This is a genomic window from Flammeovirga sp. SubArs3, assembly GCF_947387565.1.
In the GTDB taxonomy this organism is placed as follows: Bacteria; Bacteroidota; Bacteroidia; order Cytophagales; family Flammeovirgaceae; genus Flammeovirga; species Flammeovirga agarivorans.
This window is the reverse complement of sequence record NZ_CANDOA010000011.1, coordinates 84,330-101,524: the sequence shown is the minus strand read 5'-3', so window position 1 is coordinate 101,524 and position 17,195 is coordinate 84,330. Positions and strand designations below refer to the sequence as shown.

At 34.6% G+C, this 17,195-nt stretch carries 9 protein-coding genes; 1 reads left to right on the top strand and 8 read right to left on the bottom strand.

The window, feature by feature from the left end; genetic code table 11:
* Window positions 1-51: 51 nt before the first annotated feature.
* Window positions 52-1,644, top strand: a complete 1,593-nt coding sequence (locus QL232_RS23375) for a hypothetical protein (RefSeq protein WP_281615986.1) — start codon at window positions 52-54, stop codon at window positions 1,642-1,644.
* A 70-nt stretch (window positions 1,645-1,714) separates the two neighbouring features.
* Here the strand turns inward: QL232_RS23375 and QL232_RS23370 are convergent, their stop codons facing one another.
* The 8 genes from QL232_RS23370 to bglX all read right to left on the bottom strand — a co-directional run bounded on the left by QL232_RS23370 (window position 1,715) and on the right by bglX (window position 16,983).
* On the bottom strand, window positions 1,715-2,899 hold the full coding sequence (locus tag QL232_RS23370; protein WP_281615985.1) for a cation:proton antiporter: 1,185 nt from the start codon (window positions 2,897-2,899) through the stop codon (window positions 1,715-1,717).
* 11 nt (window positions 2,900-2,910) lie between these two features.
* The gene (locus QL232_RS23365; RefSeq protein ID WP_281615984.1) at window positions 2,911-3,471 is read right to left on the bottom strand and encodes a DUF3124 domain-containing protein; all 561 of its coding nucleotides are present in this window, start codon (window positions 3,469-3,471) and stop codon (window positions 2,911-2,913) included.
* Between the two features lie 614 nt (window positions 3,472-4,085).
* Window positions 4,086-6,878, bottom strand: coding sequence for a triple tyrosine motif-containing protein (locus QL232_RS23360; RefSeq protein ID WP_281615983.1), 2,793 nt, complete (start codon window positions 6,876-6,878; stop codon window positions 4,086-4,088).
* Between the two features lie 229 nt (window positions 6,879-7,107).
* Complete coding sequence (locus QL232_RS23355; protein WP_281615982.1) at window positions 7,108-8,436, bottom strand: glucoamylase family protein; 1,329 nt, start codon at window positions 8,434-8,436, stop codon at window positions 7,108-7,110.
* The gene (locus QL232_RS23350; RefSeq protein WP_281615981.1) at window positions 8,436-9,587 is read right to left on the bottom strand and encodes a LamG domain-containing protein; all 1,152 of its coding nucleotides are present in this window, start codon (window positions 9,585-9,587) and stop codon (window positions 8,436-8,438) included. The genes QL232_RS23355 and QL232_RS23350 overlap by 1 nt, the downstream gene beginning before the upstream one ends.
* Before the next feature lie 131 nt (window positions 9,588-9,718).
* The gene (locus QL232_RS23345) at window positions 9,719-11,239 is read right to left on the bottom strand and encodes a RagB/SusD family nutrient uptake outer membrane protein (protein WP_281615980.1); all 1,521 of its coding nucleotides are present in this window, start codon (window positions 11,237-11,239) and stop codon (window positions 9,719-9,721) included.
* A 10-nt stretch (window positions 11,240-11,249) separates the two neighbouring features.
* Window positions 11,250-14,213: a TonB-dependent receptor gene (locus tag QL232_RS23340; protein ID WP_281615979.1), complete on the bottom strand. Its 2,964-nt coding sequence runs from the start codon at window positions 14,211-14,213 to the stop codon at window positions 11,250-11,252.
* Window positions 14,214-14,706: 493 nt separating this feature from the next.
* Window positions 14,707-16,983 (bottom strand): beta-glucosidase BglX, encoded by a 2,277-nt coding sequence (gene bglX, locus QL232_RS23335; RefSeq protein WP_281615978.1) that lies wholly within the window; start codon window positions 16,981-16,983, stop codon window positions 14,707-14,709.
* Window positions 16,984-17,195 lie beyond the last annotated feature (212 nt).

The window sequence follows — 17,195 nt, the reverse complement described above, 5'->3', positions numbered from 1 at the left end:
GTTATTAACTGTATGTTACAGTTAATCGTAAAGTCATAAAATCTTCTAGAAATGATCGATACTCAATTGCAGGAACAACTTCAAAAAATCACATTGAGTGATGAGTTTATCAACAAACCAAAAATGAGAAAACTCTTAGAATATATTGTGACTGAATATATTGAGGGAAGAGCGGATCAATTGAAAGGCTATAATATTGGAATAGATGTTTTTGAGCAGGGAGATAGTTTCGACCCTGATCAAAATGCTTTAGTTCGTATTAATGTTGGTCGACTAAGAAGATTATTGAAATTATATTATTTAGAAGAGGGGAAAAATGATCTTCTAAAAATTGATATCCCAAAAGGGAAATACATACCTCTAGTAACGCCTATTAAAAATAGTATTGATGAAGGTGATAATACATCAAATACGCCTAATTCAACGATACAATATACTCCCTTAGAAGAAAAGGCATGTGTCACTATTCTACCTTTCAAAAACCTATCTAGTAATAAAGATTTAGAATACTTTTGCTTTGGGTTTTCTCAAGATTTATCCATTCAGTTATCAAAATATGATGATATAAAAATCATAGGTTCTACGCTTAGTTCTGAGAGTATCAATTATGACAATAAGTTTATTGAAGGATTAAAAGCACAGAACATCCGTTTTGTTATTCAGGGTGATATGAAAATAATGGGAACGCAAGCGAAATTATCCATTCATATGACTGACCTTAGTGACAATTCACATACTTGGGGAGAGCATTATAAATTCAATCTTCAAGAAGACGATCTTTTTGATATTCAAGAAAATATTACAGCCCAAATTGCCACTCATGTAGGGTCGGAAACAGGGCATATCAATGAAAAAAGATACAAAGAATTATTAGTCAGTAGACCTACCACTTATAAAGAGGATCAAGCCTTACTGATGTGGTATTTTTATCTCTCTCGCTTTACAAAAGATTCCCATCATCAGTTTTTATCCACATTAAAAGATTCTTTAAAAGAAGACCCTGATTCTGCTATTTTAAATGCATTATTAGGGAACTTGCATGGTGCTGTTTATATCAATGCAATGGGGACTGAACAGGACAAAGAAGAGTGTGAAAGGTTAATCGAAAAAGCCTATACCTTAAATCCTAAAAGTCAGATTGTACAAGTAATGATCGCTTACAAGACTTTTGTTTTCGATGAAAGAGATCGCTTTTTTCATATTGTCAACAATAGCATAAAAACAGCATCAAACACTCCGCTTCGTTTAGGTATTTTTGCTAATTTCTTGTGCTTGTATGGAGAATGGGATAAAGGAATAGAATTGTTAGACAGGATTTACCAAAACAATATTGATTTCCCTGTCTGGCTTCGCGGTGTGCAATGTTTATCACATTATAGAAAACATGATTATGAGAATGCATTAGTTGAGGCCAATAGTTATCATGTTCCTTTAGTCATTTGGGGACCTCTTCTAAGAACCGCTTGTTATGCTCAGCTTGGTCAGATAGAAGAAGCTCAAAAGCATCTTCAAGAACTCTTAAAGCTAAGGCCTGATTTTGTTCAAAATAGTCATCTATTAATACGACGATTTATTAAAGAAGAATCACTTGCAAAGCATTTAGAAAAAGGCTTAGAAAAGGCAGGTTTTACAATAGAAGTTTAGAAAAAAAGAAAAGGTTGAAGAGTAGAAAATCTTCAACCTTTTTTGTTCAACTTATTTCTATAATTTATTCCTATTCTAAAAGATTCACTTTCTTCGCTAAAAATTCCATGCTAAATGGATGTATAATGAGCGATAGTAAAACAATGAAACTAGTAATATAAAATATCATATCAGCATTGTTTACTTCCGATAAGATAGGAATTAAAGCAAAAACAATAGGCGTTGCTCCTTTTAACCCACTCCATGATATAAATATCCTTTTATTTAATGGCTCTTTTAACGGCAGGTATGAAATAAATACACCCAAAGGCCTTGCAATAAAGAATAAGAAGATTGCTGGTAAAATGGCCAAAGGAAGTATATCCCATAGTCTATCTGGAAACATCTGTAAACCTAAAATCAAAAACATAATAGATTGTGCTAACCAAGAAAAACTATTGAAGAAATGAAGCGAATTGTCTTTATTTTGATAATCTAAAGTGTTCAATAAAACTCCAAAAATATAGGCTCCAATCAAGGCATTTCCTCCCATATATTCATTCACTTTTAAGAAGACAATCAATGAACTAAATAACAAAATAGGTACTAAACCTTCTTCTTGAAAGTGGAACTTCTTGAACAAGAATTTAACGACATGGAACAATGCAAATGACAGTCCTCCGCCAATAAATATTTGCTGTACAAAAAACTGAATATTCTCTAAATAATTAATTGGTGCATAAGGAGCATTTAAAATACCTACAAAAATTAAGGTCAGTATCATGGCCATTGGATCATTGGTAGCTGATTCAAATTCTAATACTTTATCTGAGGCATATTTCAACTTCATTTTTTTTGCTTCTAACACTCCAAATACAGCAGCTGCATCTGTAGACGAAACTATTGACCCTAGTAACAAACCCTCTAATAATGATAAAGGTGTAACTAAAGAAACAAATGCCCCTAATGCCAGTGAGGTAACTAATACACCTATATTGGAGACCAGTATACCTTCTTTTATTACCTTTTTAATATCTAAAATTTTGGTATGTAACCCTCCAACAAAGATGATAAGTACCAATGCCGTTTGACTTATAAATTCAGATAACTCAGGATTGTCATATACTTCAAAGGATGATTCTCCATTACCTAAAAACAAACCTACCCCTATAAATATAAACGCTGCAGGTATCCCTAAATTTTTTGTGGGATTATAAAGTAAAATACCAATGATAATTAAGACAGCAATTAGTAGTGTCATTTCACCTCCTAACATATTTTTTTTGTTTATTGTGATTGAATTACTTGAGAGTTTGAAGTAAATGTAAACCCATTATTACCATAATGGCCTATTGTAATCGATTCAATAATTGGTAAATCTCTTAACTCATTTTTTGCACCATAAGAAACTATGAAATTTGCACCAGATCCTCCTTTTTGATCTTTAAAATCTATAATAAATTCTCTTGTTTCTAGTGGCCTAACTTTATTAGTTTTCTTTATTAATGACTCTAACTTAACACCATAAGTATCATAATAATCAACATCTCTAAGATACAAGTCTTCAGTTAAACTTGTGTTTCGGATACTCAAAATTACTGTACAGAAAATATGTATTTCTGATGTTTTGTAGTACAGATTAGAATATGCTGAAATATATCTATGCTCCTCAAATTTAAAATTTGGAATATATTCATCATCTAGTTCAAGTTGATTTAATGACTTCTCTACCTCTTCATTTCCTAAATTTACAAGCTTATTACAAGAAAAAAGACAAAATAATAATATCAAGCAACCCCACATGATGAAGACCATTCTCTTATGTTTTGGTTCTAATTGTTTTTTCATTGTATCAAATTTTATTAGTTGGTGTATCGATATTTATTCTAGCTGAATAAGCACTAATGTACCTCTATGTAAATAGAATTATTCTTGACATAAACTGATACTGTTTGTGTAATTCCTATTTATTCTATCTATCAAAATTTCTTATTTCGATAATACAAATATCCTTTATTAACCTTGTTATAATATAGTTGATACCCTAATTCAAAATAAATTAGTGTTTTACATATTCCCTAGGTGAAACACGTATGAAAAACTAATATGGCTACATTTTCACTACATTTTTCTTGTATTGAATTTTTAGAATTGGGTTAGTCTTTTTACAAGCCTCATTATTTTTTTTGATTATAAAAAATTGAGTATATGCTTTGTACTTTGTATAAGCGAAAATACTTTGGAAGCTGTCATTCAGTACAATAATAGTTTAATGTATTACATAAATATATAATCCACTCTCATTATAGAAAGTATTATCAGGCTGTATGAACAGGAAGTGATTTGTAGTGATCGGTACTGGAACTTACGGAAGCTCTTTGTATAATCAGCAAAAAAATAAAAAAGGAATGCTTTTAAATAAGGGGGGAAATATAGTTAGATTAATTTCGATAGAGGACTTGTTAAAACTGATTTATATAATCATATAAGTTCGTCCCTTTTTCTAAGTTCATTTTCTTTCTTAACCTATACCTCTTCAAGTCAACACTTTTTGGGGTAATATTAAAAATAGGTGCAAGTTCTTTTGTTGAAAGATTGATTCTGATATAGGCACATAATTTCAGATCTTCCTTCGTAAGTGCAGGGTGCGTATTTTTTAAGTCAGAAAAGAAGTTTTGATGCATTTTTCTAAAAGTGGACTCGAAAGTAAGCCAGTCTTTTTTATCATCAAACTCAGTGGTAAGAATATGATCAAGTTTACGGATTACTTGACTCTTATTGACCGAGTCAAAATGTTTGGCGTTGTCTACTTGGTGCTTTAATTGTTGGATAACGTCTTTGTTTTTAGAGCTTTGAACAAGTAACTCTGATAAACTTTCATTCTTATCTTTCAGTTCCTTTTGAAGTTCATTGGCTTGAAGGATAGCGATTCTTTTTTCGTTGAGATCTCTTTGATAGTTAAGATCTTCTCTCTTTTTCAAAAGAAGAGCCATTTTCTCTTTTCTCAACATTAAACTATAATACTTATGGAGACTCCATACCGATAATAAAAATGCTAAAACATATACTACTAGCATTAAATTGGAAAAATAGAATGGTCTATCTATTTCGAACTTATAATGGGAGATTTTATTAGAAGCAGTGTCTTTTACTTCAAAGATGAACTTACCATAAGGAAGGTTTTGGTATGCGATTTCGTTCTTTTCTCCTATCTCCACCCAATTACTGTCATAGCCTATCAGACGAACGGCGTAATTCGATTCTTCATAGTAATTCTTGGAGCTAAATTGAAATTCAACTGAGTTGTAATCAAAAGGTATTTTATCTTCTATATTACTGAGTTGTTCTTGATTTCTATGGTACCAAAAGGTGACTTTTCTAATGTCAGGTTGATACTGTTTAAAATTATAGTTTTCGATGGCTGGCGTTGAGAATAAACCTGCCCCTTGTGTAAAAGTGATCAAGAAATTATCCTTGATATTAATGATATTTTCGTAATTGTAGATTTGATTATTACCTAGTTCTGCAATTGATTTTCGTACATGAATAAAATGTTCTTCTTTGGCATCATAAAGCATCAATTGCCCATCTATTTTCATTAAGGAAACATCATCAATAGGATGAGAAATGAAAGTCAAGCCTTTTAAATCTATATTGGCAGGTAAGTTATTTTTAAAAGTGACAACGGTGTCATTAGTAGTTAAGAGTTTATTATCTCCTAAATCAAAAAGCCTGTACTTATAACTATTAGCCAATGATTTTTGTGTAGAAAGGTTTTCAATAAATTTGAGCGAACTCAGGTCTTTTGATAGTTTTATTTTATAGATATTTTTCCAAGAGTCTGTCAGTAAGAGCGTACCATCATTGAGTTCAATAATATCTCTGGTCAATGAATTGATCTTTTTTATTGTATGACTGTATTCCCACTGATCATGTCTCTTTTTCCAGATATTCAAACCATAATACGAGGTTTGAAACATAATATCTTGATGTAATCGACTTTTCAAGAAGGTATAACCTCCTCCAGTATTATATACTTTTTTGAAGGTCTCTCCCACTTCAAAAATCCCTTCATTATGTCCACAAAACAATTGATTATCTGCAACAAACAAGTTCCAAACTTGCCCTTTTGAATAAGGAAAAAGTTGAAGTTTAAGAATGGGAGCATTAATAGAGTCTGAGCTAAAATAAAGTCCTTGGTTTGTGCCTATGTATAATGTTCCTTTATGAATTACCACATCATAAACCGGCCCTATTTCCGCTAAGGGATCATTAATAAAACGGACCGGATATTTTAAGTTTACATTGGTAATTCCTTCTTCACTACCCACCCAAAGTAATCCATCGTAATAATGCAATGCATGAACTCTGTTGCTAGGTAACCCATTCTTGGAATTGATATAATAATCTATCACTCCTGTATTGATATTTCCAATAATAATCCCCTTATCCAATGTTCCGAAAGCAACCCCTCCTTTATCATCAATAGGTAGAGCAACGTTTAATCTTGCTTCTTTTAGAAAGGTTGAAATCTTATTTTCGTAAGGGATAAAGTCTTTACCATCCCATAGAAATAAACCATTTTTAAACGTTCCAATTAATAGTCCTTTCTCTACTTCATGAATAAATTTCACCATCCAATGGTTAAGTGCTGGATGAGTTATATTATCCACTTCTATCAAATCCTTTGTAATATTAATATGATTATAAAGTACCTGATAATAGAACGTAGTTTCTGTTTTTGACTTGAAAGCAAAGGAAATATTACCTTCGGTAAGACTTTTACGGGTAAGATCTTTTGTGTCGAGGTTGTAGATATAGAATGTATTAAAGGATTGAAAAACAATCTTGTTACCGATCTGAATGGCTTTCCATATTTCATCATGAAAAGATTTTTCAGGCATTAAAGACTTGAATTTGAAAACTCCATTTTTCTTTTCAAATACACCTATAGTATTCATCCCTCCTGCAAAGATTTTATCTTCGTGAATCAATAAACACCTTAATGGTTCACTAGTAGGAAAAAGATTCCAACTTTCACCATCAAATTCTAATAAACCTAAAGTATTGGCAGTATAAATCAGACCATCATCAGATTGTGTAATATTCCAATTTTGGCTTTCAGCATTATAATCTGATTTGCTATAATTGGTGATTTTTGTTGATGTAAATAACTCTATGGTTTCTTGTGTAAAACCAAATTGAGATAGAAGTAAAAAAAAGGTGAGAAGTATTTTAAATCTTAGTAGCATCATTCATAAAAAAGTACAGTGAAGTTAAGATTTTTTTAATATCAAATCCACCTTATGTCACCTTATGTAATACACACTTATGAAAAAACACTTTATATCATACCACTTTTACACTTGATGCTTTAGACGGCATTTTTTAGAAGTATTTTTTGGAAGGAAAAGTAGTTCATGGTGTACGTGAGATGTAAACTATTGTATCTTAAGTACACCATAAAACCACTTTCTTTCTTGTCTAATTCACCGAAGAGAAGGACCAGTTTAAGGTTTCAATTCCTCTTTGTATATCTTTATCCATCATAAAATACTTCCAAAGGACACCTGATCGATAGTTTTCAATCATAGTGATGATAGGACCCTGATCAATAGCTAAGTAAGATTCTGCATACCAATCACCTTGCGAAAGATTATAAGCATCTTTGAATCCATATTCTCCCCATAATTTAGGTTGTTCCTCGTAGAAATAACGCATTGCCGCCAACGATTCTTCTGGTGTATAAACAATCGAAGATAGAGCGGCAGTAGGTGTAATAGTACCATTGTCTAAATTTTGTGATGGTTCATGTGCCATATATCCTTCAAATGGATCATCACTAGCTGTTAAGCCCCATGCGTTTTCTCCGTAATAAGGGAACTTCACTTGCTGTTCAATACACCAACGGCGGTTTTCTAAGGTACGTTCTTTGAATAATTCAAAGTAACTTTTGCTTGTCGTTCCATCTGTGAAATGAGGTTCTAAACCAATGTATGAATAATGTACCCAAAATAGTGGTTTTGCTGTATCTACCGTAAGACTTTGTTCGTATCTGTGCTCTCCATTTTTAAAACATGTTTCATACGTAGAAGCAGGAACTGGATACGTTGGAGAAGCGACTGCTAAAAGGTGTGTGATTTGGGTTTCCTCAAAACCATAAAGAGGCATATTCATCTGGAAATCATATTGTGGAGACCAGTGCCAATACAATTTATCTGTTCCGTTTCTATACCACTCCCAATCTACCCCTTCCCAGAGTGCTGTGGCTAATGTCCGTAGTTTTATTTCTGTTTCATTATCACCATCAAAGTAGTTTCTTGAAGTGATAATTCCCTCAATTAAGAAGGCAGTTTCTACCAAATCACCTCCATCATCTTTTTGAGAGAAAGGCTTTACTTTACCTGTTGAACCATGGTACCAGTGTGGAAATGCTCCGTGGAATCGATCTGCATTTTCCAAAAACTCATACATTTTCACTAAGCGTTGAGCGGCTTCTGCTTTTGTAATATAACCTCTTTCAACCCCCACAATGATAGCCATAATACCAAAACCTGTTCCTCCAGTTGTTACGATTTCATCATCACCATTACTTCTCTCTCTTGATAAAGCAGATACAGGGTGTCCATAATCCCAGAAATATTTAAAGGTTGTTTCCTGCACTTTATCCATTAACTCTTCATCAGTTAATGATACTTTTTCCTCTTCATCATCATAGATTGGTAATTCAGGAGAAATTTTTACAGTTTCTGAACAACACATCAATGAAAATAGTAATAATGTTAGAATGGTTTTAAAGTTAGTATACTGCATTATAAATAAGGATTATAGTTTGATTCGTAATTATAGAATGTCTTTACTTCTTCGTCTGTCATGGCTTCTTTGAAGATTCTGAAGTCATCAATTCCTCCATTAAACGACTCTTGTATATTGGTGTTATCGTTCTCTACTTGAGCACCGATGATGAGGTTTGAGCCAACTCCTGCATTAAAATGAACAGGACCTAACGCTTCAATCTCATCTACTTTTTCACCGTTATAGTATACCTTTCTCACTAAGCCATCTACGGTTATTGTGATGTTGGTCCATTGTTCAAATTCAATTTCATCTGTAAAGAAATCAACCGCACCCCAATTTGAAGTTTCATGGAAGTACATGTTTTTAATACGGCCATCACTCTCTCTTTTCATACTGAATCCTTCCCAACGCTGCATAGAGTAAATCCATCCTACATTAGATAAATCTGTTGGGCGTACCCAAACTGAAACCGTCATATTACCTGGATTGAGGTTTTCATGATAGGAAATAATCGCTGCCGTCCCTGTTTCTATTGCATCTGAGCCATTGAAAGCACTGTTTGTATTTCCAAATCTATCGTTTGTAAAACTTGTATTGTGGTCTTCTACTTCATACAAATTGTCATCTTCCTCCACAGAGTTATTAAAGGATAAGCCCATCACTTTTCTTTCAAAAACGGATTTTAATGAAACGCTAGAAGTGGTAAATACTGATGGATTTGAAATAAGATAATTGGCTTCATCATTTCCTTTCACCAACCAGCTGTATTCTATGTTTTCTTCTAAATCAGTGATCACAAAGAAAGCATCTTGAAGGCCACTCACTAATGGTTCTTCGGGCATTTCTTCAGAAGATTTCCATAAGAATACTTCATAAGTCAGGTCTATTTTCTCTGCAGTCCAAGTTAGCTGTACTTCTTTGTCAAACGTTAGATGTGCTTGTGCATTAGAAGGGGAAACTAATTGAATACCTTCAATAGGTTCAGGCTCCACATCAGTTGTATCTTCAACTTCATCTGTTGGAGGTAAAATAGGTTCTGACTCCACATTAATCGTATCTCTTGCATCATCTGTTGGAGGTGGAGTAAGTGTTTTTACTTGATCTGGATTTAATCCACAACCAGTAGCAAAGGCTATGATCAATAAAAATAAGAAGTGCTGTTTCATAATATTTCTTTTTTGGAGCGTACACCATGCTTTGAATCATGGGAAACCATTCAGTTTCCATATTAAACTGAGGTGTTATAATTGTCTACCCATCTTTTTAACAATGGTGTACGCTAGTTTAAATATCTTTATTAGTAATTCGGATTTTGCTTCAAAATGTCGCTTCCTACAGCATTAATTTCAGCTTGTGGAATGGGATAGACCTTATTTTTAGCAACATCAAAAACGTTATCACCATTCTCAACTAACTTGCTTTTGGCGTAACCTGGAGACACATCATCCATCCTCATCAAGTCAAAATACCTATGCTGTTCCATGGCTAATTCGACACGTCTTTCATTCCAAATAGCTTCTCTTAATTGTACTTGATCAGACACTGTTACATCCGGTAAAACATTTAAACCTGCACGGGCTCTAGCTCTAACACTGTTCAAATAACCTAAGGCCTTTGACGAATTACCTAAAGCATTAGATGCTTCTGCCGCTACAAGGATTATATCTGAATATCTCAACAATCTAATGTTCATTGGGCTATTGTTATTCCCTCCATTATGTGAAGGAGAATAAACCTTATAACTGTAGAATTCGTTAATGGGGTCTGAATTATCTCCGAATATTCCATCTTCTGGTCTTGGCATTACTTCACCGTCATACAATGTTTGACCTGCTGTGATGATTGTGGCATCATAACGAGGATCATTGGCTTCAAATGCATCTCTAAGCGATTTTGATGGAATATTAAAACCCCAACCCTTATTCAATACATTCGAACGGATACCTTGAATTTCAGTGAATTGGCTACTTCCTCCACCTTGTTGGAAATCATGCGTTTGCACTTCAAAAATAGACTCCGAGCAGTTTTCACCTTCCAATCTAAAGATCTCAGCAAAGTTCGGGTACAAGCTATACTCTCCTGACTGAATTAAAGCTTCCGCCGCGTTCAATGACTTTTGGTAATCTTCATTTGAACCTGTAAATGATGCTTGGAAAAGGTATACTTTTGCCAATAATGCTTGTGCTGTACCTTTAGTCACACGACCAAGTTCAGATAAATCATATTGTGATTTTGTGGGCAGAATTTCCACTGCTTCTTCCAAATCCTTGATGATAAAAGCATATGTTTCCTCTCTGGTCGAACGTGGTACTTTATACTCTTCTGGATTTAATAAACGATCCACAATAGGCATACCTCCATACGCTCTTACTAAGTTGAAGTAGAAAAATGCTCTAAGACATTTCGCTTCAGCAATATATCTTGCTTTCAAGTTTTCATCAAACTCACCCTCAGGAACATTAATAATTACTTGATTGGTACGGTTGATCGCTTGGTAATGCTCATTGTAATACCCTTGGATGGTACCGTTGTTGGGTAAATATGAAGCATTATTCAATTCAATCATATCATAACTGTCCGTTGATGTTGATCCTTTATCGGCATCATCAGAAGCAATATCTACTAACCCTATTGGGCCCCAAGCAGTTGTATTCCAACCTCTTAAACTTTCGTAAATCGCATTTGTAGCTTTTAAGGCTCCATCTTGAGTTTTAAAATAATCCGCAGATGTTTCCTGTCCTTGAGGTGTTTTTTCTAATAGGTTTGAACAAGAACCTAAAAGCAAAAGTGTAATGGTATATAAGAATAATTTTTTCATTTCAGTACAATTAGAAGTTCACGTTAATACCTAATGTGTAAGTAGCAGTCAATGGATAAGTATTGAAATCAATTCCTGCATTAAGCGGTGAATTTGAAATGATTTCTGAACTATACGACTGATAAGGTTGGTATAAATAAATATTGGATGCGGCTGCAAAAATTCTACATTTTTCAATGAATATTTTATTGGTCACATGCTCTGGCAAAGTATACCCTAAAGTGATATTTGCTAGTTTAAGGTAAGACCCGTCTTCAATAAAGCGATCTGATACTTCATAGTTTACACCTCCATTGGTTACTCTTGGCTCGCTGTTGCTTGTGCCTTCTCCTGTCCATCTTTCTAGAAAAGACTCTTCGAAGTTAGTCGTACCCCAACGTACTGCTTTTTTTGCATTGTAGATTTGATTGCCTGATTGTCCTTGGAATAAGGCTGACAAGTCAAAGTTTTTATAAGCAACCCCTAAGTTAATACCATAAATTAAGCTTGGAATTGGACTTCCGATAAACGTTTTATCATTCTCGTCAATCACACCATCACCGTTGATATCCTGATATATAATATCACCTGGCTGTGTTCCTGGCAATGACGGCATGTTATCAATCTGTTCTTGATTTTGGAATACACCATTTGTTTTATAGCCATAGAATGAACCAATTGCCTGACCTGGAGTAGTCAAAGAAACTTGCTGACCATTACCTAAATCACCTCCATAGATAAAAGGGTTGTTAGGGTCTAATGCGATTACCTCATTGTGAATTGTAGATACATTGGCTCCGATATTATATTGTACTTTTCCGATTTTATGATTCCATTGGATACTTAAATCAATACCTTTATTCAAGATTTCACCAATATTAGAAGGCACAGCACCTTTTGATCCTACTAAACCAGGAGGAGTAATATAAACCAACATGTCTTTGGTCATTTTGTGATAGTAATCTGCATCTATCGTTAATTTATCGCCCCAAAAACCTACTTCTATACCAATATCTAATTGTTCTACAGTTTCCCAACGAAGGTTAGCATTGGCCATATTGATTACAGTACCGCCCGGTTGGAATGTTTGATCAGAACCAAAAACGGGATTTAAGTTATTATTGATTAATGAATACTTACTGTAATCCCCAATCTTGTCATTTCCGATTCTACCCCAACTCGCTCTTAGTTTCATGTTATTGATCAAATCGCTAGATTTCAAGAAGTTTTCTTCCGAAATTCTCCAACCTAAAGCCAATGATGGGAAGACACCAAATTTATTGTCTTTACCGAAACGAGAAGAACCATCCGCTCTAAATGAGGCTGTTGCAAGGTACTTATTATCGAATGTATAATTCACTCTACCAAGGAAAGACAAATAGGAGTTCGAAGCACCTTCTTGAATAATATTTCTACTGTCTACCAATCCAGTACCCAAGTACCACATATTACTGTTATTAGGCACTCCATTTTCTGAACCTTCCCACTTTTGCATTGTATTATTTTGAGTGGTAATACCCGCTACAGCATTGATACTATGCTTACCGATCTGCTTCATAAAGCTCATCGTATTTTCCCAGAGTAATGCATTGTATACGTTTTCTTCTTGCGATAATCTACTTACATCATTGAATTGCTTACCACTTACGAAGAATACAGGAGTATATCTCGTTCCTTTGTTTGTCGCTCGATCTACACCTAAGCTTGTTTTGAAAATTAAGCCTTTGGTGATTTTATAATCTAAAAAGAAGTTACCTACCAAACGGTCTCCGCTACTGAAGTCGTTTTTGTAATAAGAAGAAGCGATAGGGTTACCTATATCATTATTATTAGAAGTACCAAAGTAACCATTCTGATCGTAGACCGGCATTGTTGGGTCTGCTTTATAGGCATCTCCTAAATCCACACCTTCATTCGTACTGTTGTAAGTAGAGTAAGCGATATTATGACCTACTTTAACTTTCTTCGCTAACTTGTACGTATTGTTGATTCTTAAGTTGAAACGGTCGTAACCTGATCCTTCTACAACACCTAACTGATTGAAATACCCTGCCGTGATATTATACATCATGTTATATGATCCACCTGAAACACCCACTTGGTAATTTTGGATTGGTGCGTTTCGTGTTGCTTCATCAATCCAATTTGTACCATTGTCCATGTTCCTGATTTGTTCTTGTGTATAAATCAAGTCTGAGCCTTGGTTGTTCATGATCTCGTTTTGAAGCATAGCATACTGTTGTGCGTTTACCATATTGGGGCGTGCCGCTACTTGTTGCATACCTACATAAGAGCCCAAAGTCACTTTTGCCTTTCCTTTCGAACCTTGTTTTGTTGAGATAATGACCACACCATTGGCACCTCTTGAGCCATAAATTGCCGTTGCTGAAGCATCTTTCAAGACTTCCATTGATTCGATATCGTTAGAACTCAAGAAGTTGATATCATCCAGAAGCATTCCATCCACAACATACAGCGGGCTCGAATTACCTGTGGTGCCGACCCCCCTGATCTGTACCTTCGGTGAACTACCAGGTGTGTTACCTGAAGTAATCTGAACACCTGATACTTTACCTTGTAAAGATTGTAAAGGGTTTGAAGCTGGAATTTTCTCCACATCTTCACTCTTCACACTCGATACGGCACCTGTCAGGTCACTCTTTTTCATGACACCATAACCGATAACCACCACTTCTTCAAGTTGTTCCATGTCTTCATTCAAGACCACTTGAATAGGTGAAAAACTAGAGATTACTCTTGTCTCCGTTACATAACCAATAGAGGAGACTTGAATGGAATCGTTGAGTTGAATTCCATCGATTTTAAAATTTCCTTCGAAGTCAGTAATTGACCCTTTTTGTGTTCCAATAATTTGGATTGTAGCTCCGATTACGCCATCTCCTGTACTATTTTTCACCTTTCCAGAAAGTGTATTTTGGGCGTACAGAGATATACAAGAAATACTAAAAAATAGTGTTAGTAATAACTTTTTCATAGTCATTTTATTAAGATAATAATAGTTATTGCAGTAACTTCATTCTTGAGTTCTAACTTTACATGCAACACTTTTATAGCATATTTTCGAGAGAGAAAATTGAATCAATATGCTGATAAGATGATTTAAAACTTTCCTTGGTCTATTATTAATTTTATCTTCGACAGTTCCCTTGTAATTTTATTAATAGATTAAATTCTTGGGAAAATATTGACGTAATAGACCATTTGTATTTTCATTTGTACCTATTTGCCAACTAAATATAGAGGTCAGCAAAATAAGTATTAATCGATAAGTGGACCGGTGAGCACTTATTAGCAATGATATTTCGTTTTGATAATCCTATACCAAGATATCCTTCAGTTTTACATCTTTGTTCCAGAGAGCGTAGTTTATTCATCACGATTAAATATTGATTTGGTCGGATTTCCAATGTACAATTCTCTCTTTTTTAATACTATTTATTGTTACATTTTAACTTAGAAAGTAAGATTTAGTGTTTGAATGAAAAAATAGCTTCATTCTGAACATTTGAAGAGTTAGGGGCAATCCAAACTTTGAACTTCCCTTCTTCAGTTACTATGTTTTTGTTGATATCAAGAATTGATAGCATATCAGGAGTGATATCGAATATTACTTTTTTCGATTCTCCTTTCTTGAGTTTAATTTTTTGAAAGCCTTTCAGTTGTTTTACTGGTTGAGCAACAGATGCAAAGATGTCTTGAGTATAAAGTTGAACTACTTCTTCTCCATCATATTTGCCAGTATTTTTCACTGTAACTGATGCCTGAATTGTACCTCCTTCCTTTAATTCATCAGTTGATAATTGCATATCAACATACTCAAATGAAGTATAACTTAATCCGTAACCAAATGGATAGAGAGGAGAGTTTTCTACATCTAAATAGAATGATTTATAATCCTGAGGGTTGTTTTGGTCGAATGGCCTACCCGTATTTAAAGCATTATAGTAGATAGGCACTTGTCCTACATTTCTTGGGAACGTCATGGTCAATTTTGCTGAGGGATTGTACTTTCCTGCCAATACATTCGCAATAGCATCACCAGTTTTAATCCCCAAGTACCACGCTTCAACAATCGCGTCCACATTTTGATCTTCCCATGATAAATCCAATGGCCTTCCATTCAATAAGATCAAAACAATAGGTTTTCCCGTTTTCTTTATCGCGTGCATCAGCTCTCGTTGGGCTTTTGGAATACGAATATCCGTTCTGCTTGCCGCTTCACCAGACCAATTGAAATCTTCGCCCAAAGCCAAGAAAACAATATCACTTTTTTGGGCTACTCTCACAGCCTTCTGAATTTCTTTGGCGTCACTTCCTCCCATCAAATCAGCACCTTTAGCATAGCTAAATTTAGCATTTGAAAAAAGGTTAGTGACGCCCTCATAAACAGTCACACTTTTAGAACGGTCACCTTGAATTGCCCATTCTCCATTTAGGCTTTTTCTATCTTTGATCATTGGACCGATCAAACCAACACGTTTATTTGTATTTTCAGCTAACGGTAATAGCTCTTTTTCATTTTTCAATAATACGATAGAACGTTCCGCTCCTTTCAATGCTTCTACCAAGAACTCTTCTTTCATCGTGTTTTCCGCTTCACGCTTGGTATTCATATATCTATAAGGATCTTCAAACAATCCTAATAAGAATTTCAATTCCAGAATTCTTGCAACCGCAACATCAATTTGACCTTCCGTTACAGCACCTTCATCCACTAATTTTTTTAGGTTTTGAATATAAGCAGCTCCATTCATGTCCATATCAATCACAGCATTTAAAGCTTTCTCTGCCGCTTGCTTAAGATCTTCTGCATAACCGTGAGGTATCATTTCATTGATGGCCGTATAGTCCGTTACCACCATACCTTTAAAATCCCATTCGCCTCTCAAAATATCTTTGAACAAGTATTTGTTACCAGTGGCAGGTACTCCGCTGACTGTATTAAAAGAGGTCATAAATGTGGCTACCTTATTCTCAACTGATGTTTTAAATGGAGGTAAATACGTTTCTCTTAATACTCTATCAGAAACATCTACCGCATTATAATCTCTTCCTGCTTCTGCTGCACCATACCCAATAAAATGCTTTGCACAAGCCAACATGGTATGCATTTCACTAAAGTCCTTATAACTTTTGATACCTTGAAAACCATTGACTCTTGCTTTTGCAATTTCTTTTCCTAAGAAAACATCTTCACCGGCACCTTCCATCACTCTTCCCCAACGCGGGTCTCTAGCAATATCAATCATGGGGGCAAACGTCCAGCTGATCCCCGCCGAAGTCGCTTCAATAGCAGCAATTCTAGCACTTTTCTCCATCAAGTCTAAATCCCAGCTACAAGACTCTGCCAATGGCATTGGAAACGTTGTCTTATATCCATGCACTACATCTGCTGCAAATAAAATTGGAATTTGAAGACGAGAATGCTTCATTGCCTGCTCCTGTAGTTTACGTAACCCTTCCGCTCCAAAAACATTGAACATACTTCCTACTTGTCCCTTCTCCAAGTACTCTTTAAAGTCGTCATTGATCTGCGGTCCAGTTAGTGTTCCATGTCCAGAGAACTGTGTCATTTGTCCTATCTTCTCTTCTAAAGTCATCAAAGATAACACTGAGTCCACCTTCCCTTCAATCAATGGGTCTTGACTGTAACTTTCCCAATCGAAGTCTTTTTTCTTCTGTTCACACGATAATAAAATGGAACAGCCTAAAAGTAATAATATTGTCTTATTAATAAATTTCATACAGATAAGAGAGTAAGTTGATTTCACCAATTCAGATGATTTGCTTAGTGAAAAATAGAGTTCAGTTTTACGATTGTTTTGTGATTACAAATATGGAGGGGATTCATTATGAAAGTGTAATTTTATATATCATCAAAAAGACATCATCATTCAATTAAATATATAACTTACTGTATATCTGCATCTTGAAAATGTTAATTACCTCATTTCAC

Excerpts from the sequence above, each read along its gene's own strand:
- QL232_RS23350 (WP_281615981.1), bottom strand. The coding sequence starts at position 9,587 with ATGAAACAGCACTTCTTATTTTTATTGATCATAGCCTTTGCTACTGGT.
- QL232_RS23365 (WP_281615984.1), bottom strand. The coding sequence starts at position 3,471 with ATGAAAAAACAATTAGAACCAAAACATAAGAGAATGGTCTTCATCATG.
- QL232_RS23355 (WP_281615982.1), bottom strand. The coding sequence starts at position 8,436 with ATGCAGTATACTAACTTTAAAACCATTCTAACATTATTACTATTTTCA.
- bglX (WP_281615978.1), bottom strand. The coding sequence starts at position 16,983 with ATGAAATTTATTAATAAGACAATATTATTACTTTTAGGCTGTTCCATT.
- QL232_RS23340 (WP_281615979.1), bottom strand. The coding sequence starts at position 14,213 with ATGAAAAAGTTATTACTAACACTATTTTTTAGTATTTCTTGTATATCT.
- QL232_RS23375 (WP_281615986.1), top strand. The coding sequence starts at position 52 with ATGATCGATACTCAATTGCAGGAACAACTTCAAAAAATCACATTGAGT.
- QL232_RS23345 (WP_281615980.1), bottom strand. The coding sequence starts at position 11,239 with ATGAAAAAATTATTCTTATATACCATTACACTTTTGCTTTTAGGTTCT.
- QL232_RS23360 (WP_281615983.1), bottom strand. The coding sequence starts at position 6,878 with ATGATGCTACTAAGATTTAAAATACTTCTCACCTTTTTTTTACTTCTA.
- QL232_RS23370 (WP_281615985.1), bottom strand. The coding sequence starts at position 2,899 with ATGTTAGGAGGTGAAATGACACTACTAATTGCTGTCTTAATTATCATT.